An 18680-nucleotide genomic window follows, 5' to 3' on the forward strand; every position below is an offset into this window, starting at 1 on the left:
CGCTACTCGGCGGGGTACGCCTGTGTGGCGAGCTGCTGCGCGAGGTGCGCCGCGTTCCGGGCTGCCGTCGTGATCGCGGAGCTCACGGCCTCCGGAGTCTCGTCGAGGTCCTTGTAGTCCACGGTCTGCATGGCCTCGCCGTTCCAGTAGACCGAGGTCTGCGCGGGGATCGTGTACCCGATGTCGTTCAGCGCCTGGAAGAGGATCGCGGAGATGTGGTGAGCGCCGTCCTCGTTCCCGAGCACGCCGGCGATGGCGACCTTGTCGAACAGGATCGGGCGGCCCTGCTCGTCCGTCTCGCTGAGCTCGGCGTCGAGGCGCTCCAGCACGCGCTGGGCGACGCTCGAGTGCTGTCCCATCCACGTGGGCGTGACGAACACGAGGATGTCGGCGTCGAGGACGCGCTGTCGCAGGGTCGGCCACTGGTCGCCGTCACCCATGTCCTTCTCGACGCCGGGTCGGATGTCGACATCGACCGCTCGGACGAGGTCGCCCGTCACGCCGTGCTCGGCGAGGGCATCGAGGAGCTGACGCGCGAGCAGATCCGAGCTCGACGACGCGGGGGAGGGCTTGAGCGTGCAGGAGATCGCGACGGCGGTGAGTGGAGTGTTCATGCTCCGACCCCACCAGAGATCCCGGCGGCGGCACAGGGCCTTTCCGGGTCCGGGCTATCCTGGTAGAGCACCGACGACAGGAGATCCCGTGATCCTCAGCTTCCTCTTCTTCATGATCATGTTCCTCGGAGGCTTCTGGCTGCTGGGGATCGCGCACGAGATGCCGGACACGCTCGCCGCGCTCACCTTCGTCGGCGGCATCTTGCTCGTCTCGCTGGCCCTCGGGTTCGCGATGCGTCAGCGCGGTTCCGCCACGCGTCGCTCCAAGAACTGGACCGGCAGCCCGACCGAGTGATCGCCGCGGGGCTGCGCCCCGCGCTCACCGTCGCCGGGCGAGCCTCGCTTCGAGGTTCGCCCGCACCGCCGGCCACTCCGGCTCGATGATGGAGTACTCCACGCTGTCCCGGAGCGCGCCGTTGCGGTAGCGGCTCATGGCCCGCATCACGCCGTCCTGCTTCGCGCCCAGTCGCTCGATCGCGGCGCGCGACTGGAAGTTCACCCACTGGGTCGTCAGCCCGACCCGGAAGACCCCGAGCGTCTCGAAGGCGTGGCGGAGGAGCAGTAGCTTCGATTCCGCGTTGGTACCCGTGCCGTGGGCGGACGGGCGGTTCCAGGTGTATCCGATGTGCAGCCGGGGGACGTCGGCGACGATGTCGTAGTACGAGGTGAGCCCCAGCACGCGACCGGCGGCGTCGAAGGCCGTGAACGGCACCATCTCGCCGGTGGCGACGAGGCCCAGGCGCCGGTCGACCTCGGCGGCGACTCCATCGGGTGCCGGAACAGAGGTGTACCAGGCCGTCTTCCACAGGTCGCCCTCGGTGACCGCTTCGACGAGCCCGTCGACGTGCGACCGGTCGAGAGGGCGGAGCTCGACGAGCTCACCGGTGAGAGTGACGGCGGCGGGGGCGACGTGGAAGGCCATGAGGTCATTCAACCAGCGTCGGGCGCTGCGCCCGGCCCTCAGGCGGGGACGGCCAGGTGCTCCCGGCTCAGCACGCGCTGGAACGCGAGGACGATCTCGATCGTCACGTCCAGCTCGAAGGCGAGGCTGGCCAGATGTGTGCCGCGCAGCTGCTCCGCCGCCGCGTAGGCCGCCGGCGTGATCAGCCGTCGCGCGGCCCACTCATCGGCCTGCCGCTCCTGCCGAGCGCGAAAGGCGGGGTGCCGTGTGGGCAGGTGGCCGAGGTGGGCGTGACCGAGTTCGTGGGCGAGCACGCTGCGGGCGGTGCGCCTGCTCATCCCCGGAGCGAGCCGGATCGTCCGGGTAGCGGGTTGGAAGCCGCCGGGTGTGGGCCCGGGTCGCTCGACCACGCGAAGCCCGAGGTCGTCGGCCAGACGGAGGAGCTGCTGCATGGGCCTCCGTCCGATCGGTGTCGTCTACTCGTAGAGGTCGTCGGTGTCCGTCTCGCCGGTGGATCCGGATTCGAAGGCGACCTCGCGGGCATTATCGCGTGGGGTGGCGACATCGGTGCGGCGCCGGAGGGGAGTGACGATCGCCGACGTGCCGTCGGCGGCCAGACGCTCCTCGGCCCGGGCGACGAGGATGTGCGGCTCGACTCCCAGCGTGGCGCACACCGCGTAGACGACGGGCACCGGGATCGCGCGCTTGCCGGTCACGTAGTTGTCCAGCGCGCTCCGGGCGATGCCCACGTCGCGTGCCATGGCGGCGATGCTGCTTCGTGCCGCCGCGATCTCCGCCCGCATCTGACGGCCGACCGCCTCGTTGAACTCCTCGGCTGGTGTCTTCATCCGGCTCACCTTAGCAGCGGGCCGAGAGCAGCATGCCGTCATATTGGTCCCTCGTGACCCGACGAGTGTCCGTGCGTGGCGGTACCGTAGGCGCATGGGGACAGAACTGCGTCATCTGGTGGCATCGGCGGTGGAGGCTGCGCGCCTGCACGCCGGAGTGTCGTTCATCGAGCTCTCGGAGCGGGCCGGAATCGCGCCGGCCGCGCTGACCGACCTTCTCGAAGAGCGCGCGGACTTCACGATGGAGGATCTGGCAGGGATCGCGACGGTCCTCGGCGTCCCCGTCACGCGGCTGCTTCCCTGCGCGCCGTAGACGATGCCCGCTCGCGCCTCGGACCGGGCGATGCGATGAAGTAGCGTGGGCGCATGAAGACCGTTTCCTTCGGATCGACGACCGCTCCGGCCCTGATCGCCGGGATGATGCGCATCGACAGCCTCGACGACGAGCAGATCCGCGACCTGTACGCGACCGCCCGCGACGCGGGCATCGACTTCTTCGACCACGCGGACATCTACGGCGGGCAGATGCACCGCTGCGAAGCGCGATTCGCCGATGCCCTCCAGCTCAGCGCCACGGAGCGGGACGAGGTCGTGCTGCAGACCAAGTGCGGCATCGTGCCGGCGCAGGGCATGTTCGACTTCTCCTACGACCACATCATCGCGCAGGTCGAGGGCTCGCTCGCGGCCCTCCGCACGGACCGCATCGACGTGCTCCTGCTGCACCGGCCGGACGCCCTGGTCGAGCCGGACGAGGTGGCGCGCGCCTTCGATCATCTCGAGTCCTCGGGCAAGGTGCGGGCGTTCGGGGTGTCCAACCACACGCCCTCGCAGATCGAGCTGCTGAAGACCGCGGTGGGGCAGCCCCTGGTCGCGAACCAACTGCAGCTGTCCCTCACGCACGCGCCGATCATCGCGCAACCCGTGGCCGCGAACATGGCGGGCCACGACCAGAGCATCGGACGGGACGGCGGCGGCATCGTCGACTACTGCCGGATCCACGGCATCACCGTGCAGGCGTGGTCGCCGTACCAGAGCGGCTTCGGCGGCGGGGTCTTCCTCGGGCACCCCGACTACCCCGAGCTCAACGCCGTGATCGAGCGCCTGGCGGGGGTCCACGGAGTGACGCCGACGGCGATCGCCACCGCTTGGATCACCCGTCACCCCGCCGGGATGCAGGTGGTCCTCGGGACGACGACACCGCACCGCGTCCAGGAGGCCGCGGCCGGGGCGGATGTCGTGCTCACCCGGGCCGAGTGGTACGAGCTCTTCCGCGCCGCGGGACACCTGCTGCCGTGATCCCTCCGCTCCGGCCCGCGCGTCGTCTACCCTGATCCCATGCCGTTCCTGTTCTCGCTCCTGGTCATCGCGCTGATGATCGGTGCACTGATCGACATCATCACGCGCGACGACTCGCAGGTGAAGTACCTGCCGAAGATGGTCTGGATCATCATCGTGATCCTCCTGCCGTTGATCGGCAGCGCGCTGTGGTTCGCGATCGGCCGGGAGTACGGGGAGGCCGGCGTCCCCCTCCCGCGGATGCGGCGAGCCGAGCGCCCTGCGGCCCCGACGGCCACCGTCGCACGGCCTGCGCCGTCGGTGGACACCCGTTCGACCGAGCAGCAGATCGCGGACCTCGACCGCGAGATCGAGGAGTGGCGGCTGCGCGAGGAGATCGAGAAGCGCCGTCGCGAACGCGGAGACGACGCCCTCCCGCAGTCCTAGCGATCGACCGCTCCGGGCTGTCAGGATGCCGTCATGAGCATCCTCGTGAACGTCGACAACTTCGCCCTCGCCGAGACCCACCGCATGATGCGCGACCTCCAGAAGGAGGCCGGGGGTGTGGATCGGTTCCTGCACAACAGGGCTCCGGCCGCGATCGACCGGCAGACCGTGATCCGGCTGAATCGGGACACGCTCTACAGCTTCGCCGTCCTGGACATCAGCGAGGGAGCCGCCTTCACGATCCCGGAGCACGGCGACCGCTACCTCTCGGCGATGGTCGTCAACGAGCATCACTACGTGGATGCGATCTTCCACGAGGCGGGCGAGCACACCCTCACGACGGCGCAGTTCGGGACGCCGTATGTCGTGCTCGCCGTGCGCATCCTCGTCGACCCCACCGACCCGACCGATGTGGCGGCGGTGACCGCTCTCCAGGACCGCATCGCCCTGCGCAGCGGGGCGGCCACGCCCTTCACGATGCCGGACTACGACTCCGCCAGCCTCGACGAGACCCGCCGGGCGCTGCTCGCGTTGGCCCGGAACCTCCGGGGCTTCGACCGCATGTTCGGCAGCGCGGACGAGGTCGACCCGGTGCGGCACCTCATCGGCACGGCGGCGGGCTGGGGAGGGCTTCCTTCGTCCGAGGCGAGCTACATCGGCGTCGACCCGCGTCTGCCGGTGGGCCGGTACGAGCTCACGGTCGGCGAGGTCCCCGTCGACGGCTTCTGGTCGATCTCGGTGTACAACGCGGACGGCTTCTTCGAGCCGAACGATCGCGACGCCTACACGATCAACGACATCACCGGCGTCCGCAACGACGACGGCACGCTCACCGTCCGCTTCGGCGACCACCCGGAAGGCCTGCCGAACGTCCTGCCGATCACGGAGGGCTGGAACTACCTGGTCCGGCTCTATCGCCCCCGTCCCGAGGTGCTCGACGGCAGCTGGACGTTCCCGACGCTCCAGGAATCGGCTTGACGGCCTCTTCACGCGGTCGGGATCAGGCCGCGCGCGGTCCGGAGCTCACGTCGGCGACGGCGAACGAGGCGCGGACGGCCTCTTCCAGCTCGGGGTAGCGGAATGTGAAGCCGGCGGCGGTGAGCTTCTCGGGCAGGACCCAGCGGCTCTTCAACACGAGCTCGGTCTCGGTGCGGATGCCGATCGCGCCGAGCTCGAGCATCCAGCGCGGCATCGGCGGGCCGACCTTCGCCCCCAGCACCCGGCGCACGGTGGCCATGAAGGCGGCGTTGTCGACGGGTTGCGGCGAAGCGGCGTTGACCGGGCCCTCCAGCGCCGGGGTCTCCTCGAGGAACTCGATGATGCGCGCCACATCCTCGATGTGGATCCAGCTGAAGCGCTGCCGACCGCGACGGGCGCCGGGGAGGTGTGCGGTCCCGGCGGCCCGGCGCGCGGGGCCGACCGGCCAGAACCCGTCGTACTGCGGGCCGCCGAGGCCCAGTCGGGCGAGCGTGCGGAGCGGTTCCAGCACGCCGCCGTCGCCGAGGACGATGGCGCTGCGGAGAGCCACGCGACGGGTGCCGGGCAGGGCGTCGGCGAAGAGCGCGCGCTCCCACGCCTTGGCGACCTCGACCGAGAAGCCGGTGCCGATCTCGCCGGATGACTCCGTCATCGGCCGATCTTCGGCATGTCGGTAGATGGTGGCCGTGGAGGAGTTGACCCACAGCGGCGGCGGAGTGGCGGCGCGGGAGATCGCGCGGCTCAGGGCTGCGGTCGTGTCCAGTCGGGAGCGGAAGATCTCGGCCCGGTTGCGCGGCGTGTACCGGCAGTTCACGCTCTTGCCCGCGAGGCCGATCACGAGGGACGACCCATCGACGGCGGCATCGATGCCGCCCTGGTCGCCCCAGGACAGGTCGCTGCCGGAGCGGGAGATCGTGACGACCTCGCGCCCGGCATCCCGCAGGCGTGCAGCGAGATACCGTCCCATGAAGCCCGTCGCTCCGCCGATGACCACCCGGTCCGTGCTCATGCGTCGTCGTCCTTCCGATCCGGTTCCAGGATGTAGCTGAAGTCGCCGCGGTATTCGTAGAGGCGCCCGAGGAGCGGCGCATCCACGGTCAGCCGCACGCGCTGCCGCTCGGCCTCCTCGTCCCAGCGCTCGACGAGCCGAACGACAGGGGCCACGACCCGCGGGATGCGGAGCCGGAAGCGCCCGACGCGGATGCCCACCGCGCGACTCGTCAGGTGCAGGGCGCCGGCACGGGGCTCCACGTCGAAGCAGGCCACGACCAGGCCGGGCTCGCCGAGCTCGTCGACGATGCGGCCGTGCCTGGTCGGGGCCACGGCATCGCGCATCACCCACGGCCCGCTCGCGAATCGGAAGGTGCGCTCGGCGATCGCCCGGGAGGCGATGGTGCGGTTCTCGATGCGGAACGGCACGTCGCGCTCCCAGCGGGCGGCGATCACCCCGCGCCGTTCGAGGCGGCGGAGCAGGGGCCAGAGGGCCCGGCGGGGCGTGCCGACGCGCTGGAACGTCCCTTCGCCGACGCCGACCATCCCGTCGGGGACCGCCTGGAAGTAGGCCCGCAGCCGGGGGTGCAGCTCGGTGAGACGCGCGCCGAGAGCCCTCGCGTACGGGGACTGCGGCACGGGCGTCACGCTTCGAGCCTAGCCCGCGGAGGACCCCTCCCGGCCCGCGTCGTCGGTCGGGCGGAGCAAGCGGTCGAGGAGGGCGAGGGCCTCATGCTGCGGAGCGGTGTCGTCCAGGAGCCACTGCGTCTGCAGGCCGTCCGAAGCGGCGACGACGAGGGCGGCGACCGCGAGCGGATCGACGTCCGTACGGATGCTTCCGTCCTTCTGCTGCTCCCGGACCGTCTCGGCGATGTCGGCCCGCAGGCGGGCGAAGCGCTCGGTCGCGAACCTGCGGGCGGCGGGGTGGCCCTCCTCGAGAGCGCTGGCGACGAGCGTGGAGTAGAGCTGCACCAGACCGGGCACCTCGCGGTTGGCCCTGGCCGACCGGATCATGCCCTCGACGGGGTTCGCGGGTTCCGGGTCGGTCTTCCGTTCCGGCGCGTTGCTCTCGACGTAGACCGCGACGAGCAGCTCCTCCAGCGACCCGAAGTAGTGGGTGAGGGCGGCATGCGTCACCCCCACCGCCTTCGCGATCGCCCGCAGGCTCGTGCGGTCGGCGCCCCGGGCCGCGAACACCTCGATCGCGCGGTCCAGGATCTCCTGGCGCCGCGCGACGCCCTTGGCGTAGGCGCCGCGCGGGCGCGGGCGTTCGGAGTCCTCGGAGGGTGCGGGGGGCATGGCCCGAGTCTAGCGACAGAAAACTTCCATGTGGAGGTATTCGGTGCTAGCGTGCCTCCGGGGCGCGATGCCCGCCTGTCACCGACGACCGAGGAGCACGACCGATGACGATCCAGACCTCTCTCCAGCTGTTCACGATCCGCGAGCAGTTGGAGGCCGACCTCGAGGGCACGCTCGCCGCCGTCGCGGCGCGCGGATTCAGCGCGGTCGAGCCCTACGACTTCGTCCGCCGGGCGGAGGCGATGGCGGCCGCGGTGTCGGCCGCTGGACTGACGGCCCCCTCCGGGCATGCCTTCCTCGCCACGCCGACCTTCGTGCGCCCGGACGGTTCCGGCACGACGGCCCCCGTGCCTTCACCCGCGGAGGTCTTCGCGGCCGCGAAGGCGCTCGGCATGGACACGGTGATCGATCCGTACACCGAGCCTGCGCGCTGGGAACAGGTCGATCAGATCGTCGAGACCGCCCGGCTGCTCAACGAGGCGGCGGAGATCGGCGCCGAGGCCGGCGTCCGGGTCGGCTACCACAACCACGCGCATGAGCTGGAGGCGGTGTTCGACGGGGTGACCGGGCTGGAGGTCCTCGCGGAGCACCTCGATGAGCGCGTCGTGCTGGAGGTCGACCTGTACTGGGTGGCCCGCGGCGGTGTCGACCCGGTGACCCTCGTGGAGCGTCTCGGCGAGCGCGTGATCGCCGTGCACGCGAAGGACGGCACCCTCGACCCCGCGCTGCTGGACGCCTACCCGCCCGCGGATCAGGTGCCCGCGGGCGACGGGGCGGTGCCGCTCCGGGAGGCCATCGCCGCCGCGCCGGCGCTCGAACTCGCCATCGTCGAGTTCGACCACTACGACGGCGATCTGTTCGACGCCATCGAGCGCAGCCGGGTCTTCCTCGACGCCGAGGCGGCGCGCTGATGGTGCGCGGCGGCGACGTCGTCGGCGTCGGCCTCATCGGCGCGGGCAACATCAGCGACCAGTATCTGCAGAACCTCACGCGCTTCCCGGACGTGGAGGTGCGGGCGATCGGCGACCTCGTCGAGGAGCGTGCACGCGCGCAGGCCGCGGCGTACGGGGTGCCGCGAGCCGGGGGCGTCGAGGTGGTGCTCGATGATCCCGACATCGACATCGTCGTGAACCTCACGATCCCCGCCGCGCACGTCGCCGTCTCGGAGGCGATCGTCGCCGCGGGGAAGCACGTGTGGACGGAGAAGCCGCTCGGCGTGGACCGCGAGGAGGCGCGAGGCCTGCTGGAGGCGGCCGCGGCGGCCGGACTCCGCGTCGGCGTCGCGCCGGACACCGTCCTCGGTCCCGGCGTGCAGACCGCGAAGCGTGCCATCGCCCGCGGCGACATCGGCCGCCCGCTGTTCGGCCAGACGACCTTCCAGTGGCAGGGGCCGGAGATCTTCCACCCGAACCCCGCGTTCCTCTACGCGAAGGGGGCGGGGCCGCTCCTCGACATGGGGCCGTACTACGTCTCGACCCTCGTGCACGTCTTCGGGCCGGTCGCCGCGGTCGCCGCCCTCGGGCTGCAGGGATCGCCGACCCGCCGGGTGCAGGTCGGCGATCGCGCCGGGGAGGAGTTCCCGGTCGAGATCCCGTCCACGCTCAGCGTCCTGATGGACTTCGAGGGTGGCGGACAGGCGCAGAGCCTCTACAGCACGGACTCACCGCTGGTGCGGCAGGGAATCGTGGAGATCACGGGGACCGAGGGCACCCTGGTCATCCCCGACCCGAACACGTTCGGCGGGCCGATCACGATCACCCGGCCGCTGTCCCGACACTTCGTGCCGCCGGAGCCGGTGGTGCAGGAGGTCATCGACGTCGTGCCGGAAGGCGTGCTCGCGGGGCGCGGGCTCGGGCTGCTCGACATGGCGCGCGCGATCGCCGAGGGCCGACCGCACGTCGCCACCGGCGAGTTCGGGTACCACGTGCTCGACACCCTGCTCTCGATCGAGGAGGCTGCGGCGCGGCGCACCTTCGTGGAGGTCGCGAGCACGCTGGATCAGGTGGGCGCGCTGCCCGCCGACTTCGATCCCTTCGCGGCGACGTAGCGGTCGACGTTCGCGGGGGAGAGCACCTCGCGGGCGACCATGATCGCCGCCCCCAGCACCGCCGCGCGGTCACCTGCCTGCGACTGCACGATCGCAAGGTGCTGGGTGGCGAGCGGGATCGAGCGGCGGTAGACGACCTCGCGGACCCCGGCGAGCAGATGCTCGCCGGCGCGGGCGATGCTGCCGCCGAGCACGATAATCGACGGGTTCAGCAGGTTCACGACCGTCGCGAGCACCTCGCCGACGTCGCGGCCGGCCTGACGGGTGGCCTCGATGGCTGCCGCATTGCCGGCGCGGACGAGGCCGACGACGTCGGAGGCAGTGTGCACGTCATGCCCCTCGGCGCGCAGCGCGACGGCGAGGGCCGACCCGCTCGCGAGAGCTTCGAGATCCCGTTCGTCGCCCGGCTGCCGTGCCGAGCCCGCGCTCATCGGCACCTGGACGTGGCCCATGTCGCCCGCCGACCCCTGGGCACCGCGCTGGAGCTGCCCGCCGGCGATGATCCCGGCGCCGATGCCCGTCGACACCTTCACGAACACGAGGTCGTCCACCCGCGGCCAGCTCGTGGCCTGCTCGCCGAGGGCGAGGATGTTCACGTCGTTGTCGACGAGGACCGGCACGTCGAACGTGCGCTGCACGTAGCCGGGGACGTCGAAGCGGTCCCAGCCCGGCATGATCGGCGGGTTCGTCGGGCGCCCCGTGGAGTGCTCGACGGGGCCGGGCACTCCGATGCCCACGCCCACGAGGGGGAGGCCGCCGGCGGTCGCGGCGAGCAGGGCGCTGCCCTCCGCGAGGATCGCGTCGAGGAGGGCCTCCGGCCCCTCGCCGATGTCGATCGCGCGCGTGCGTGCGTCCAGGATCACGCCGGCGAGGTCGGCCACGGCGACGGTCGCGTGGGTGGCTCCGAGGTCGACGGCCAGGACGAGCCCGGCGCGTGGGTTGAACGCCACGCGGGCGGGAGGACGACCTCCGGTCGACACCGCTTCACCGGCGGGGCGCAGGAGGTCGGCGGCCAGCAGAGCATCGACCCGGGAGGCGACGGTGGAGCGGGCCAGTCCGGTGAGGGCGGCGAGCTCCGCCTTGGTGCGGGCGTGCCCGTCGCGGAGGATCTGGAAGATCTCGCCGGTCCCGGGGGAGGGCGTCGCAAGCGGTCTCAGCACGTCAACCATGGCGTCAGTAAAGCACAGCACTTCCTCCGCTCCGTGGTGCGACTTCGAATTCGTTACACACAACTTTTGACGAAAGCCTAGCAAAAGTCCTCATCGCTGTGTCAGACTCACCGGCATGACAACGGATGTCACTGACACCGGTCTTGGGACGATCCGGACCGGGATCCTCGGCGGAGGCTTCATGGCCCGCGTGCACCGCACGGCCGCCCGAGACGCAGGCGGGGCACTGCGCGCCGTCGCCACCCGGTCCGCCCAAGGCGCCAGGGATGCCGCGCACCTGCTCGGCGCCGCCCGCGCCGAGCAGGACGCGGAGGCCCTGCTCGACGCCGACGACATCGACGTCGTCCACATCTGCACCCCCAACGCCACGCACGCCGACCTCGCCCTGCGTGCGCTGCGAGCGGGCAAGCACGTCGTGTGCGAGAAGCCGCTCGCCACGAGCGCCGCCGACGCCGCCACCCTCGCCGAGGTCGCCGCCGAGACCGGACTCGTCGCCGCCGTCCCCTTCGTGTACCGCTACCACCCCATGGTGCGCGAGGCCAGGGCGCGCATCGCCCGCGGCGAGGCCGGCGAGCTGCTCACGTTGGACTGCTCGTACCTGCAGGACTGGATGCTGCGGCCCACAGACGACGACTGGCGGGTGCGCTCCTCGTCCGGCGGCGCCTCCCGCGCCTTCGCCGACATCGGCTCGCATCTGTGCGACCTCCTCGAGTTCGTCACGGGCGATCGGATCCGGACCCTCAGCGCCCGCACCCGCCGGGTGTTCGCCGAGCGGGCGGGGCAAGCCGTCGACACGGAGGACATCGTCGCCGTGCTCGTCGAGACCTCGGCGGGGGCACTCGGCACGCTGCTCATCTCGCAGATGGCGGCGGGCCGCAAGAACGCCCTCACCCTGGAGCTGCACGGGACGCGGCAGAGTCTGCGGTTCGAGCAGGAACGGCCGGAGGAGCTCTGGGTCGGCATGCGGGAGGAGTCGCGGCTGCTGCTGCGCGACCCCGCCACGGCCGACCCGGAGTCCGCCCGGCTGCAGCGCGTCCCCGCCGGGCACGCCATGGGATACCAGGATGCCTTCAACGGCTTCGTCGCGGACGTCTACGCCGCGATCGCGGGCGACGTGCCCGACGGTCTGCCGACGTTCGCCGACGGCCACCGTGCGGCGGTGCTGACCGAGGCCGTGCTCGATTCCGCCGCCCACGAGGGCCGCTGGACGGAGGTGCCGGCATGACCGCGACGACGACACAGCCGGTGCTGCAGGTGGCCGGGATCCGCAAGGCGTTCTTCGGCGTGGAGGTGCTGAAGGGCATCGACTTCGACGTGCGGCCGGGGGAGGTGCACGGCCTCGTCGGCGAGAACGGTGCAGGCAAGTCCACGCTCATGAAGATCATCGCGGGCGTGCAGCCGGCCGACGAGGGGACGATCGCCTACCGCGGCGCGGAGGTGCACCACGCGCACCCCCGGCAGGCGATGGACGCCGGCATCGTCACGGTGTTCCAGGAGTTCACCCTGCTCCCGGAGCGCACGGTCGCGCAGAACGTCTACCTCGGCCGGGAGCCACGGCGCGCGGGACTCATCGACGTGCGGGCGATGAACGAGCGCACCGCGGAGCTGCTCAGCGACCTCGGAGTCTCCTTCATCGACCCGCAGGCCCGGGTGGGCTCGCTGACGGTGGCCGAGCAGCAGATCGTCGAGATCGTGAAGGCGCTGTCGTTCGATGCGCAGGTGATCTCGATGGACGAACCGACCGCGGCGCTCAGCGACCGCGAGGTGGAGCTGCTGTACGCGATCATCCGACGGTTGACTTCGCGTGGTGTCGCCGTCATCTACGTCTCCCATCGGCTGAAGGAGATCTTCGACCTCTGCGACCGGATCACGATCCTCAAGGACGGCGCCCTCGTCTCCACGGACGAGACCGCGGCCCTGACCACCGACGAGCTCGTGCGCCGGATGGTGGGCCGGTCGATCCAGTCCTACTTCCCCGACCCGGTCGCCGGCACCGCGGTCGGCGCGCCCCGGCTCGAACTCGACCGCTGCGGGAACGCCTACGTGGACGGGGTGTCGCTGACGCTCCGCGCCGGGGAGATCGTCGGGGTGGCCGGGCTCCAGGGCTCCGGACGCACGGAGCTCGTGGAGGGGGTGTTCGGCATCCAGGCCTTCACCCGCGGCGCCGTGCGGATCGACGGGAAGCCGGTGCGGATCACCGGGCCGCGTGCGGCCGTGCGCGCCGGACTCGCCCTGGTCTCGGAGGACCGCAAGGCCCAGGGGCTCGCGCTGGGGCAGTCGATCGTCGACAACGCCCTGCTCGTGGTGCGGAACGTGTTCGCCGGACGCACCGCGGCGTTGCGCCGGGAGGTGCCGGGAGTGCTCCGCACGCTGGAGGTGTCCTCGCGCGGTCTCGACCAGGAGGTGCGCTTCCTGTCCGGCGGCAACCAGCAGAAGGTGGTGCTGGCCAAGTGGCTGCTCACCCAGCCGCAGATCGTGCTCTTCGACGAGCCGACACGGGGCATCGACGTGGGGGCCAAGTACGCCGTCTACCAACTCATGCGCGAGCTGGCGGCGCAGGGGAAGGCCGTGCTCATGGTCTCGAGCGAGCTGCCGGAGGTCATCGGCATGAGCGACCGCATCCTCGTCATGCACGACGGCGAGCTCGTTGCCGAGCTGCCGGCCGGTGCGGCCGAGCACGAGATCCTCGCGGCGGCCACCGGCGCCGACAGCGGTCCGACGGCGAAGGGAGGTGCGCGATGAGCCGCCGCCCCGGAGCCCGTCTCCGCATCGACTCGACCGTCATCGTGCTCGGCATCTTGCTGCTGGCCCTCGTCGTCGGCGCGATCCTCGTCGCCACGGTCGGTCGCAACTTCCTCAGCCCGGGGAACATCCGCGACATCCTGACCGGGATGAGCGTGCTCGGCCTCGTGGCCATCGGGCAGACGCTCGTGGTGCTCGGCGCCTCGCTCGACCTGTCGGTCACCTACGTCATCAGCCTGTCGAGCCTGCTCGCGGCGACGATGATGGCCGGGAACGCCGGCAACATCCCGCTCGCGGTGATCGTGACGCTCCTCGTGTGCGCGGGGATCGGGCTCGTGAACGGGCTCATCGTGACGGTGCTCAAGGTCAACGGCTTCATCGCGACGCTCGGCGTCGGGCTGATCCTCCAGGGCATCCTCAACACGAACTTCGAAGGCTCGGCCGGCGAGGTCCCGTGGGCGTTCCAGCTCATCGGCGCGACCGGGGTCGGACCGATCCCGGTGTCCACGCTCATCATGATCGCGCTCGCCGTGCTGGTCTGGGTGCTGCTGAACCGCACCCGCACCGGCACCCATCTCTACGCCGTCGGCGGGGACCCCGAGATCGCGCGGCTCAGCGGCGTGCGCACCCGCCTGCCGCTGATCTGGGCGCACGTGCTGTGCTCCGTGTTCGCGGGGCTCGCCGGACTCCTGCTCGCCAGCCGTCTCGGCGTGGGCAGCCCGACGGTCGGTCAGCAGGGCGGCTACGCGCTGCTCTCCATCGCCGCGGTCGTGCTGGGAGGCACGCTGCTCCTCGGCGGGCGCGGCTCGATCTGGGGCACCATCGGCGGCGTCGCCATCCTCGCCGTCGTCGACAACGTCATGAGCGTGCTGCAGGTGAACCCCTTCCTCAAGGATGTGGTGCGCGGCATCGTCATCGTCGCCGCCGTCGCCGTCTACAGTCGGCGGGCCATCGTGCGCCGCCGGCCGCGCTTCGGGGCCGGCGGCACGCGCACCGGGGGAGACGACGCAGCGAAGGCGGCCGAAGGGGACATGGCGGTGGCGGCCGCCGAACTCGCCGATCCGACCATCGAGGTCGCCGCCGTCGACAGCGCAGGGGATACCGCCTCCGTGCGGGAAGGAGGACGCTCATGAACGCGCTGCGCACGCTCGTCAGCCCCCGCGGGGCGGTCTTCCTGCTGCTCGTGATCCTGCTCGTCGCGGTCGCCGTGCTCAACCCGAGCTTCGCCGAGCCCGGCCAGTTCATGCGATACCTGCAGCGCGTCGCGCCCATCGCGATCGTCGCGATCGGGCAGTACTTCGTGATCATCGCCGGGGAGTTCGATCTCTCCCAGGGGTCGCTCATCACGGCGCAGGTCATCATCGCCGGCAACCTCGTCGGCCAGGACGACGCGCGCACCCTCCCGGTGCTGCTGCTCATGGTGGTGTTCGGTATCGTCGTCGGGCTCGTCAACGGCGTCCTCACGACGCTGCTCAAGGTGCCGTCGTTCATCGTGACGCTGGGCATGATGCTCGCCCTGCTCGGCGGCGTGATGTGGTGGACGGGCGGCGCGGCCACGGGCAACCCGGCCGACAGCTTCCGCGAGATCGGCCGCGGAGGGATCCGCGACCTCCCCGTGCTGGAGTTCCTGCCCTGGGCCGTGCTGCTGCTCGCCGCCTGGCTCGCCCTCGGCATCGTCATCACCAAGCGCCCGCTAGGCAAGACCCTCATCGCGATCGGCGACAACGCCCACGCCGTGGACTACGCCGGTGCCCGCCGGGCCTGGGTCACCACCCGCGCGTTCGTGCTGTCCTCCCTCTCGGCCACCCTCTCCGCCGTCCTGCTGGTCGGGTACGCGGGAGTGCACCCGTCCGTCGGCCGGGGCTACGAGTTCACCGCGATCACCGCGGTGGTGCTCGGCGGCGTCGTGCTCGGCGGAGGTCGAGGCTGGATCGTCGGCGCCGTGGCCGGAGCGTTCGCGCTGGAGGCGCTGTTCCTGCTCCTGAACATCGCGGGCGTCCCCTCCACCCTCCGTGACGCCGTGCAGGGCGTCATCATCATCGCGGCCGTCGCCTATGCGGGTGTCGCCTTCCGAGCCCGCCGCCGGCGCGGTCCCCAGCCGACGGACGTCCATACCGCGGGGACCGAGAACGCCGAGAACCGCAGCACCGCATCAAGCCCTACAACCAGAGGAGATTAGCAATGCGACGATCGATGAAGATCGCCACCACAGGGGTGGCCCTCTTCGGCCTCATCGCGCTCGCCGGGTGCACGACCGACCCGTCCGTGGCGCCAGCGGAGTCGGAGAACCCCGAGGAGTCGGCCGAGACCACCGAGTGGTTCGACCAGGAGCTCTTCGACAAGCAGGACGAGGAGCGCGGCGTCGACCCCCAGGGCCCCGCCGACCAGCCCTACCTGCAGCACATCAACGCCGAGATGGTCGACACGTCGGAGTTCGCCAGCACCGGCGCCAAGAAGGCCTGCTTCGCGAACGCCTCGATCTCGAACCCGTGGCGGCAGACGGGCTGGATCACGATGAACGAGCAGCTGAAGGTGCTGCAGGAGTCGGGCGCGATCAGCGAGATGGAGACCCGCGACGCGCAGGACTCCGACGACACCCAGATCGCCGACATCGACTACTTCATCTCCGAAGGCGAGTGCGACGTCTTCCTCATCTCCCCGAACAGCACGGCGGCGATGACCCCCGCGGTCGAGCGGGCGTGCGAGACGGGCAAGCCGGTGGTCGTGTTCGACCGCGGCGTGAACACCGACTGCCCTGTCACGTTCATCCACCCGATCGGCGGCTTCGCCTGGGGCATCGACACCGCGGAGTTCCTCATCGACAACCTCGAAGAGGGCGACAAGGTCGTGGCTCTCCGGATCCTCCCCGGTGTCGACGTGCTGGAGCACCGCTGGGCCGGAGCCGAGAAGCTGTTCGAGGAGGCCGGGATCGAGGCCGTGGACCACTTCACCGGAGCGGACCCCGCCGAGATCAAGAGCATCATCAGCGACGAGCTCGCCAAGGGCGACGTGCAGGGCATCTGGATGGACGCCGGTGACGGCGCCGTCGCCGCCATCGAGGCCTTCGAGGATGCCGGGGCCGACTACCCGGTGATGACCGGCGAGGACGAGATGAGCTTCCTGCGCAAGTGGAAGGACACGGGCCTCACCGGCCTCGCCCCGGTGTACTCGAACTTCCAGTGGCGCACCCCTCTGCTCGCGGCGCAGATGATCTTCGCGGGCGAAGAGGTGCCGAAGGAGTGGGTGCTTCCGCAGAAGCCGATCACCGAGGCCGAGCTGGACGACTACCTCACGGCGAACGACGGCATGCCCGACGGCCACTACGCCAAGTTCGGCGGAGAGGACCTTCCCGGCTACCCGACGGTCTGGCAGGAGCGCCAGATCCCGTGACCCCGTGTGCTCCCGCCCTTCCGCTCCGCCTGAGGCGAGTGGGAGGGTGGGAGCACCCGCACGATCAGAAGGACAACGATGCCCCGCACGATCGCCGTCAACACCTGGGTCTGGACGTCTCCGCTGACGGACGACACCCTGGAGCCGTTCGCCCGCACGGCCGCCCGGATGGGCTACGACGCCCTGGAGCTGCCGCTGGAGAGCATCGGTGACTGGGACCCGCTCCGGGCCCGGGCCGTGCTGGACGGCCTCGGCATGGGCGCGGTCGTGGTCGGGGCGATGGGACCCGGGCGCTCGCTGCTCGCGCGCGCCGGAGACGTCGCCGCCACGCAGGACTACCTCCGCGCCTGCCTGGACGCCGCGGCCGTCCTCGGGGCCGCGGTCGTCGCCGGGCCGTTCTACGCCCCGACCGGCGTCACCTGGCGCATGGACGAGACGCAGCGGGCGGAGGTCGTCGGCGAGCTCAGGGACAACCTCGCCCCCCTCGCTCGCGAGGCCGCCGCGATCGGCGTGACGCTGGCCGTCGAGCCGCTCAACCGCTACGAGACCAGCGTGCTGAACACCGTGGCGCAGAGCCTCGATGCGCTGGCGCCGCTGCTCGGTGCCGGGGTGGGGCTGGCCCTCGACACCTACCACCTCAACATCGAGGAGAAGTGTCCCGCCGACGCGGTCCGGGCGGCGGGCGCCGCCATCGCGCACGTGCAGGTGTGCGGCAGCGACCGCGGTGCCGTGGGCGACGACCACACCGACTGGCCGGAGATGCTCCGCGCGCTCGACGACGCCGGCTACCGCGGCGTGCTGGGGCTGGAGAGCTTCACGGGCGAGAACGCGACGATCGCGGTCGCGGCCTCGGTGTGGCGACCGCTCGCGGCCAGCCAGGACGATCTCGCCGCCCGCAGCATCGCCCACCTGCGCGCCCTCGGCGCCTGAACCCCCGCGATACGAGCACCCGCGATACGAAGGAGTATCCATGAGCAGTCACCCGGTCACCCTGTTCACCGGCCAGTGGGCCGACCTGCCGTTCGAGGAGGTGGCCCGCCTCGCCGCGCAGTGGGGCTACGACGGGCTGGAGATCGCCGCGTCCGGCGACCACCTCGACCTCCGCCGGGCCGATGAGGACGATGCCTACGTCGCCTCCCGCCGCGAGATCCTCGACCGGCACGGACTGCGGGTGTTCGCGATCTCCAACCACCTCGCCGGGCAGGCGGTGTGCGACGACCCGATCGACTTCCGGCACCAGGGCATTCTGCGCCCGTACGTCTGGGGCGACGGCGCGGCCGAGGGTGTGCGGCAGCGGGCGGCGGAGGACATGACGCGTGCGGCCAGGGTGGCCAGGAAGCTCGGCGTCGACACCGTCGTCGGCTTCACCGGGTCGTCGATCTGGCCCTACGTCGCGATGTTCCCGCCGGTGCCGGAGACGGTGATCGCCCAGGGGTTCCAGGACTTCGCTGACCGATGGAATCCGATCCTCGACGTGTTCGACGGCGAGGGCGTGCGCTTCGCCCACGAGGTGCATCCAGGGGAGATCGCGTACGACTACTGGTCGAGCGTCCGCGCCCTCGACGCGATCGACCACCGCGACGCTTTCGGCTTCAACTGGGACCCCTCGCACATGATGTGGCAGAACATCGATCCCGTCGGCTTCATCGTCGACTTCGCCGACCGGATCTACCACGTCGACTGCAAGGACACCCGCCTGCGACCGAGGAACGGCCGTGCCGGGGTGCTCGGCTCGCATCTGCCGTGGGGCGACCCCCGGCGCGGCTGGGACTTCGTCTCGACGGGCCACGGCGACGTGCCCTGGGAGGACGCGTTCCGCGCGCTCGATGCGATCGGCTACGACGGCCCGATCTCGATCGAGTGGGAGGACGCCGGCATGGACCGCCTGCACGGCGCCCCCGAGGCGCTCGGTTTCGTGCGCTCCCTGCTGTGGCCGCAGCCCGCGGCCGCCTTCGACGCCGCGTTCCGCCACCAGTGACG

Annotated in this window: 22 protein-coding genes; 14 read left to right on the forward strand and 8 right to left on the reverse strand. The window is 71.2% G+C overall.

Going from position 1 to position 18680, the window contains the following annotated elements:
* Nucleotides 1–2: 2 nt before the first annotated feature.
* Entirely contained in the window at nucleotides 3–614 is a 612-nt protein-coding gene (locus tag ACIGJI_RS12175; RefSeq protein WP_259951445.1) for a flavodoxin family protein, read from the reverse strand.
* 88 nt (nucleotides 615–702) lie between these two features.
* On the opposite strand from ACIGJI_RS12175, the gene ACIGJI_RS12180 reads away from it, so the two are divergent.
* A complete protein-coding gene (locus tag ACIGJI_RS12180; protein WP_025105563.1) occupies nucleotides 703–909 on the forward strand; it encodes a hypothetical protein in 207 nt (68 codons plus the stop codon).
* A gap of 24 nt (nucleotides 910–933) precedes the next feature.
* Here the strand turns inward: ACIGJI_RS12180 and ACIGJI_RS12185 are convergent, their stop codons facing one another.
* From ACIGJI_RS12185 to ACIGJI_RS12195, 3 genes are read right to left on the reverse strand one after another with little or no spacing between them, the layout of a single operon-like run.
* On the reverse strand, nucleotides 934–1536 hold the full coding sequence (locus ACIGJI_RS12185; RefSeq protein WP_363447139.1) for a GNAT family protein: 603 nt from the start codon (nucleotides 1534–1536) through the stop codon (nucleotides 934–936).
* A 38-nt stretch (nucleotides 1537–1574) separates the two neighbouring features.
* Entirely contained in the window at nucleotides 1575–1967 is a 393-nt protein-coding gene (locus ACIGJI_RS12190) for an ImmA/IrrE family metallo-endopeptidase (protein WP_363447137.1), read from the reverse strand.
* Between the two features lie 24 nt (nucleotides 1968–1991).
* On the reverse strand, nucleotides 1992–2363 hold the full coding sequence (locus ACIGJI_RS12195) for a helix-turn-helix domain-containing protein (RefSeq protein WP_232089061.1): 372 nt from the start codon (nucleotides 2361–2363) through the stop codon (nucleotides 1992–1994).
* A gap of 94 nt (nucleotides 2364–2457) precedes the next feature.
* Here ACIGJI_RS12195 and ACIGJI_RS12200 point away from each other — a divergent pair, with 94 nt between their 5' ends.
* The 4 genes from ACIGJI_RS12200 to ACIGJI_RS12215 are packed head-to-tail and all read left to right on the forward strand — an operon-like array spanning nucleotide 2458 to nucleotide 5063.
* Nucleotides 2458–2676 carry a helix-turn-helix transcriptional regulator gene (locus tag ACIGJI_RS12200; protein WP_232089060.1) on the forward strand — a complete coding sequence of 73 codons (219 nt, stop codon included), beginning with the start codon at nucleotides 2458–2460 and terminating at the stop codon, nucleotides 2674–2676.
* A gap of 53 nt (nucleotides 2677–2729) precedes the next feature.
* Nucleotides 2730–3659: an aldo/keto reductase family oxidoreductase gene (locus tag ACIGJI_RS12205; protein ID WP_187662036.1), complete on the forward strand. Its 930-nt coding sequence runs from the start codon at nucleotides 2730–2732 to the stop codon at nucleotides 3657–3659.
* 39 nt (nucleotides 3660–3698) lie between these two features.
* Nucleotides 3699–4085, forward strand: coding sequence for a PLDc N-terminal domain-containing protein (locus tag ACIGJI_RS12210; RefSeq protein ID WP_363447131.1), 387 nt, complete (start codon nucleotides 3699–3701; stop codon nucleotides 4083–4085).
* Nucleotides 4086–4118: 33 nt separating this feature from the next.
* Nucleotides 4119–5063: a DUF1214 domain-containing protein gene (locus tag ACIGJI_RS12215; RefSeq protein WP_363447129.1), complete on the forward strand. Its 945-nt coding sequence runs from the start codon at nucleotides 4119–4121 to the stop codon at nucleotides 5061–5063.
* A gap of 22 nt (nucleotides 5064–5085) precedes the next feature.
* Here ACIGJI_RS12215 and ACIGJI_RS12220 read toward each other — a convergent pair whose 3' ends face one another.
* Genes ACIGJI_RS12220 through ACIGJI_RS12230 form a run of 3 tightly spaced genes read right to left on the reverse strand, consistent with a single transcriptional unit; the run spans nucleotide 5086 to nucleotide 7352 of the window.
* Nucleotides 5086–6072, reverse strand: a complete 987-nt coding sequence (locus ACIGJI_RS12220; RefSeq protein ID WP_363447127.1) for a DUF1731 domain-containing protein — start codon at nucleotides 6070–6072, stop codon at nucleotides 5086–5088.
* On the reverse strand, nucleotides 6069–6701 hold the full coding sequence (locus ACIGJI_RS12225) for a DUF4166 domain-containing protein (protein WP_363447124.1): 633 nt from the start codon (nucleotides 6699–6701) through the stop codon (nucleotides 6069–6071). The genes ACIGJI_RS12220 and ACIGJI_RS12225 overlap by 4 nt, the downstream gene beginning before the upstream one ends.
* A 9-nt stretch (nucleotides 6702–6710) precedes the next feature.
* On the reverse strand, nucleotides 6711–7352 hold the full coding sequence (locus ACIGJI_RS12230; protein ID WP_259951456.1) for a TetR/AcrR family transcriptional regulator: 642 nt from the start codon (nucleotides 7350–7352) through the stop codon (nucleotides 6711–6713).
* 104 nt (nucleotides 7353–7456) lie between these two features.
* On the opposite strand from ACIGJI_RS12230, the gene ACIGJI_RS12235 reads away from it, so the two are divergent.
* Together ACIGJI_RS12235 and ACIGJI_RS12240 are read left to right on the forward strand one after the other, a co-directional pair.
* The gene (locus ACIGJI_RS12235; RefSeq protein ID WP_315637908.1) at nucleotides 7457–8263 is read left to right on the forward strand and encodes a sugar phosphate isomerase/epimerase; all 807 of its coding nucleotides are present in this window, start codon (nucleotides 7457–7459) and stop codon (nucleotides 8261–8263) included.
* Nucleotides 8263–9399: a Gfo/Idh/MocA family protein gene (locus ACIGJI_RS12240; protein WP_187662027.1), complete on the forward strand. Its 1137-nt coding sequence runs from the start codon at nucleotides 8263–8265 to the stop codon at nucleotides 9397–9399. Before ACIGJI_RS12235 ends, ACIGJI_RS12240 begins: the two co-directional genes overlap by 1 nt.
* On the opposite strand, the gene ACIGJI_RS12245 is transcribed toward ACIGJI_RS12240, so the two are convergent.
* Nucleotides 9351–10568 carry an ROK family protein gene (locus tag ACIGJI_RS12245; RefSeq protein WP_363447121.1) on the reverse strand — a complete coding sequence of 406 codons (1218 nt, stop codon included), beginning with the start codon at nucleotides 10566–10568 and terminating at the stop codon, nucleotides 9351–9353. The two genes, ACIGJI_RS12240 and ACIGJI_RS12245, sit on opposite strands and share 49 nt — an antisense overlap.
* 115 nt (nucleotides 10569–10683) lie before the next feature.
* Between ACIGJI_RS12245 and ACIGJI_RS12250 the strand changes: the two genes are divergently transcribed.
* From ACIGJI_RS12250 to ACIGJI_RS12280, 7 genes are all read left to right on the forward strand, one after another.
* Nucleotides 10684–11793 (forward strand): Gfo/Idh/MocA family protein, encoded by a 1110-nt coding sequence (locus ACIGJI_RS12250; protein WP_187662026.1) that lies wholly within the window; start codon nucleotides 10684–10686, stop codon nucleotides 11791–11793.
* On the forward strand, nucleotides 11790–13310 hold the full coding sequence (locus ACIGJI_RS12255; RefSeq protein WP_363447119.1) for a sugar ABC transporter ATP-binding protein: 1521 nt from the start codon (nucleotides 11790–11792) through the stop codon (nucleotides 13308–13310). The genes ACIGJI_RS12250 and ACIGJI_RS12255 overlap by 4 nt, the downstream gene beginning before the upstream one ends.
* Nucleotides 13307–14443: an ABC transporter permease gene (locus tag ACIGJI_RS12260; RefSeq protein WP_363447117.1), complete on the forward strand. Its 1137-nt coding sequence runs from the start codon at nucleotides 13307–13309 to the stop codon at nucleotides 14441–14443. Before ACIGJI_RS12255 ends, ACIGJI_RS12260 begins: the two co-directional genes overlap by 4 nt.
* A complete protein-coding gene (locus ACIGJI_RS12265; protein WP_363447115.1) occupies nucleotides 14440–15489 on the forward strand; it encodes an ABC transporter permease in 1050 nt (349 codons plus the stop codon). Before ACIGJI_RS12260 ends, ACIGJI_RS12265 begins: the two co-directional genes overlap by 4 nt.
* A gap of 14 nt (nucleotides 15490–15503) precedes the next feature.
* A complete protein-coding gene (locus tag ACIGJI_RS12270; RefSeq protein WP_396654946.1) occupies nucleotides 15504–16700 on the forward strand; it encodes a substrate-binding domain-containing protein in 1197 nt (398 codons plus the stop codon).
* A 78-nt stretch (nucleotides 16701–16778) separates the two neighbouring features.
* On the forward strand, nucleotides 16779–17630 hold the full coding sequence (locus ACIGJI_RS12275) for a sugar phosphate isomerase/epimerase family protein (protein WP_363447113.1): 852 nt from the start codon (nucleotides 16779–16781) through the stop codon (nucleotides 17628–17630).
* A 40-nt stretch (nucleotides 17631–17670) separates the two neighbouring features.
* Nucleotides 17671–18678 carry a sugar phosphate isomerase/epimerase gene (locus tag ACIGJI_RS12280; RefSeq protein ID WP_187662021.1) on the forward strand — a complete coding sequence of 336 codons (1008 nt, stop codon included), beginning with the start codon at nucleotides 17671–17673 and terminating at the stop codon, nucleotides 18676–18678.
* Nucleotides 18679–18680: the final 2 nt, after the last annotated feature.

The organism is Microbacterium sp. NPDC064978, from assembly GCF_044543605.1.
GTDB classification, from domain to species: domain Bacteria; phylum Actinomycetota; class Actinomycetes; order Actinomycetales; family Microbacteriaceae; genus Microbacterium; species Microbacterium meiriae.

Bases quoted from the DNA above. Each gene is read 5' to 3' on its own strand.
- ACIGJI_RS12240 (WP_187662027.1), top strand. From the start codon at position 8,263: ATGGTGCGCGGCGGCGACGTCGTCGGCGTCGGCCTCATCGGCGCGGGC.
- ACIGJI_RS12175 (WP_259951445.1), bottom strand. From the start codon at position 614: ATGAACACTCCACTCACCGCCGTCGCGATCTCCTGCACGCTCAAGCCC.
- ACIGJI_RS12215 (WP_363447129.1), top strand. From the start codon at position 4,119: ATGAGCATCCTCGTGAACGTCGACAACTTCGCCCTCGCCGAGACCCAC.
- ACIGJI_RS12185 (WP_363447139.1), bottom strand. From the start codon at position 1,536: ATGGCCTTCCACGTCGCCCCCGCCGCCGTCACTCTCACCGGTGAGCTC.
- ACIGJI_RS12280 (WP_187662021.1), top strand. From the start codon at position 17,671: ATGAGCAGTCACCCGGTCACCCTGTTCACCGGCCAGTGGGCCGACCTG.
- ACIGJI_RS12250 (WP_187662026.1), top strand. From the start codon at position 10,684: ATGACAACGGATGTCACTGACACCGGTCTTGGGACGATCCGGACCGGG.
- ACIGJI_RS12210 (WP_363447131.1), top strand. From the start codon at position 3,699: ATGCCGTTCCTGTTCTCGCTCCTGGTCATCGCGCTGATGATCGGTGCA.
- ACIGJI_RS12220 (WP_363447127.1), bottom strand. From the start codon at position 6,072: ATGAGCACGGACCGGGTGGTCATCGGCGGAGCGACGGGCTTCATGGGA.
- ACIGJI_RS12245 (WP_363447121.1), bottom strand. From the start codon at position 10,568: ATGGTTGACGTGCTGAGACCGCTTGCGACGCCCTCCCCCGGGACCGGC.
- ACIGJI_RS12195 (WP_232089061.1), bottom strand. From the start codon at position 2,363: ATGAAGACACCAGCCGAGGAGTTCAACGAGGCGGTCGGCCGTCAGATG.
- ACIGJI_RS12230 (WP_259951456.1), bottom strand. From the start codon at position 7,352: ATGCCCCCCGCACCCTCCGAGGACTCCGAACGCCCGCGCCCGCGCGGC.
- ACIGJI_RS12265 (WP_363447115.1), top strand. From the start codon at position 14,440: ATGAACGCGCTGCGCACGCTCGTCAGCCCCCGCGGGGCGGTCTTCCTG.
- ACIGJI_RS12260 (WP_363447117.1), top strand. From the start codon at position 13,307: ATGAGCCGCCGCCCCGGAGCCCGTCTCCGCATCGACTCGACCGTCATC.
- ACIGJI_RS12190 (WP_363447137.1), bottom strand. From the start codon at position 1,967: ATGCAGCAGCTCCTCCGTCTGGCCGACGACCTCGGGCTTCGCGTGGTC.
- ACIGJI_RS12255 (WP_363447119.1), top strand. From the start codon at position 11,790: ATGACCGCGACGACGACACAGCCGGTGCTGCAGGTGGCCGGGATCCGC.
- ACIGJI_RS12235 (WP_315637908.1), top strand. From the start codon at position 7,457: ATGACGATCCAGACCTCTCTCCAGCTGTTCACGATCCGCGAGCAGTTG.
- ACIGJI_RS12205 (WP_187662036.1), top strand. From the start codon at position 2,730: ATGAAGACCGTTTCCTTCGGATCGACGACCGCTCCGGCCCTGATCGCC.
- ACIGJI_RS12200 (WP_232089060.1), top strand. From the start codon at position 2,458: ATGGGGACAGAACTGCGTCATCTGGTGGCATCGGCGGTGGAGGCTGCG.
- ACIGJI_RS12270 (WP_396654946.1), top strand. From the start codon at position 15,504: ATGAAGATCGCCACCACAGGGGTGGCCCTCTTCGGCCTCATCGCGCTC.
- ACIGJI_RS12275 (WP_363447113.1), top strand. From the start codon at position 16,779: ATGCCCCGCACGATCGCCGTCAACACCTGGGTCTGGACGTCTCCGCTG.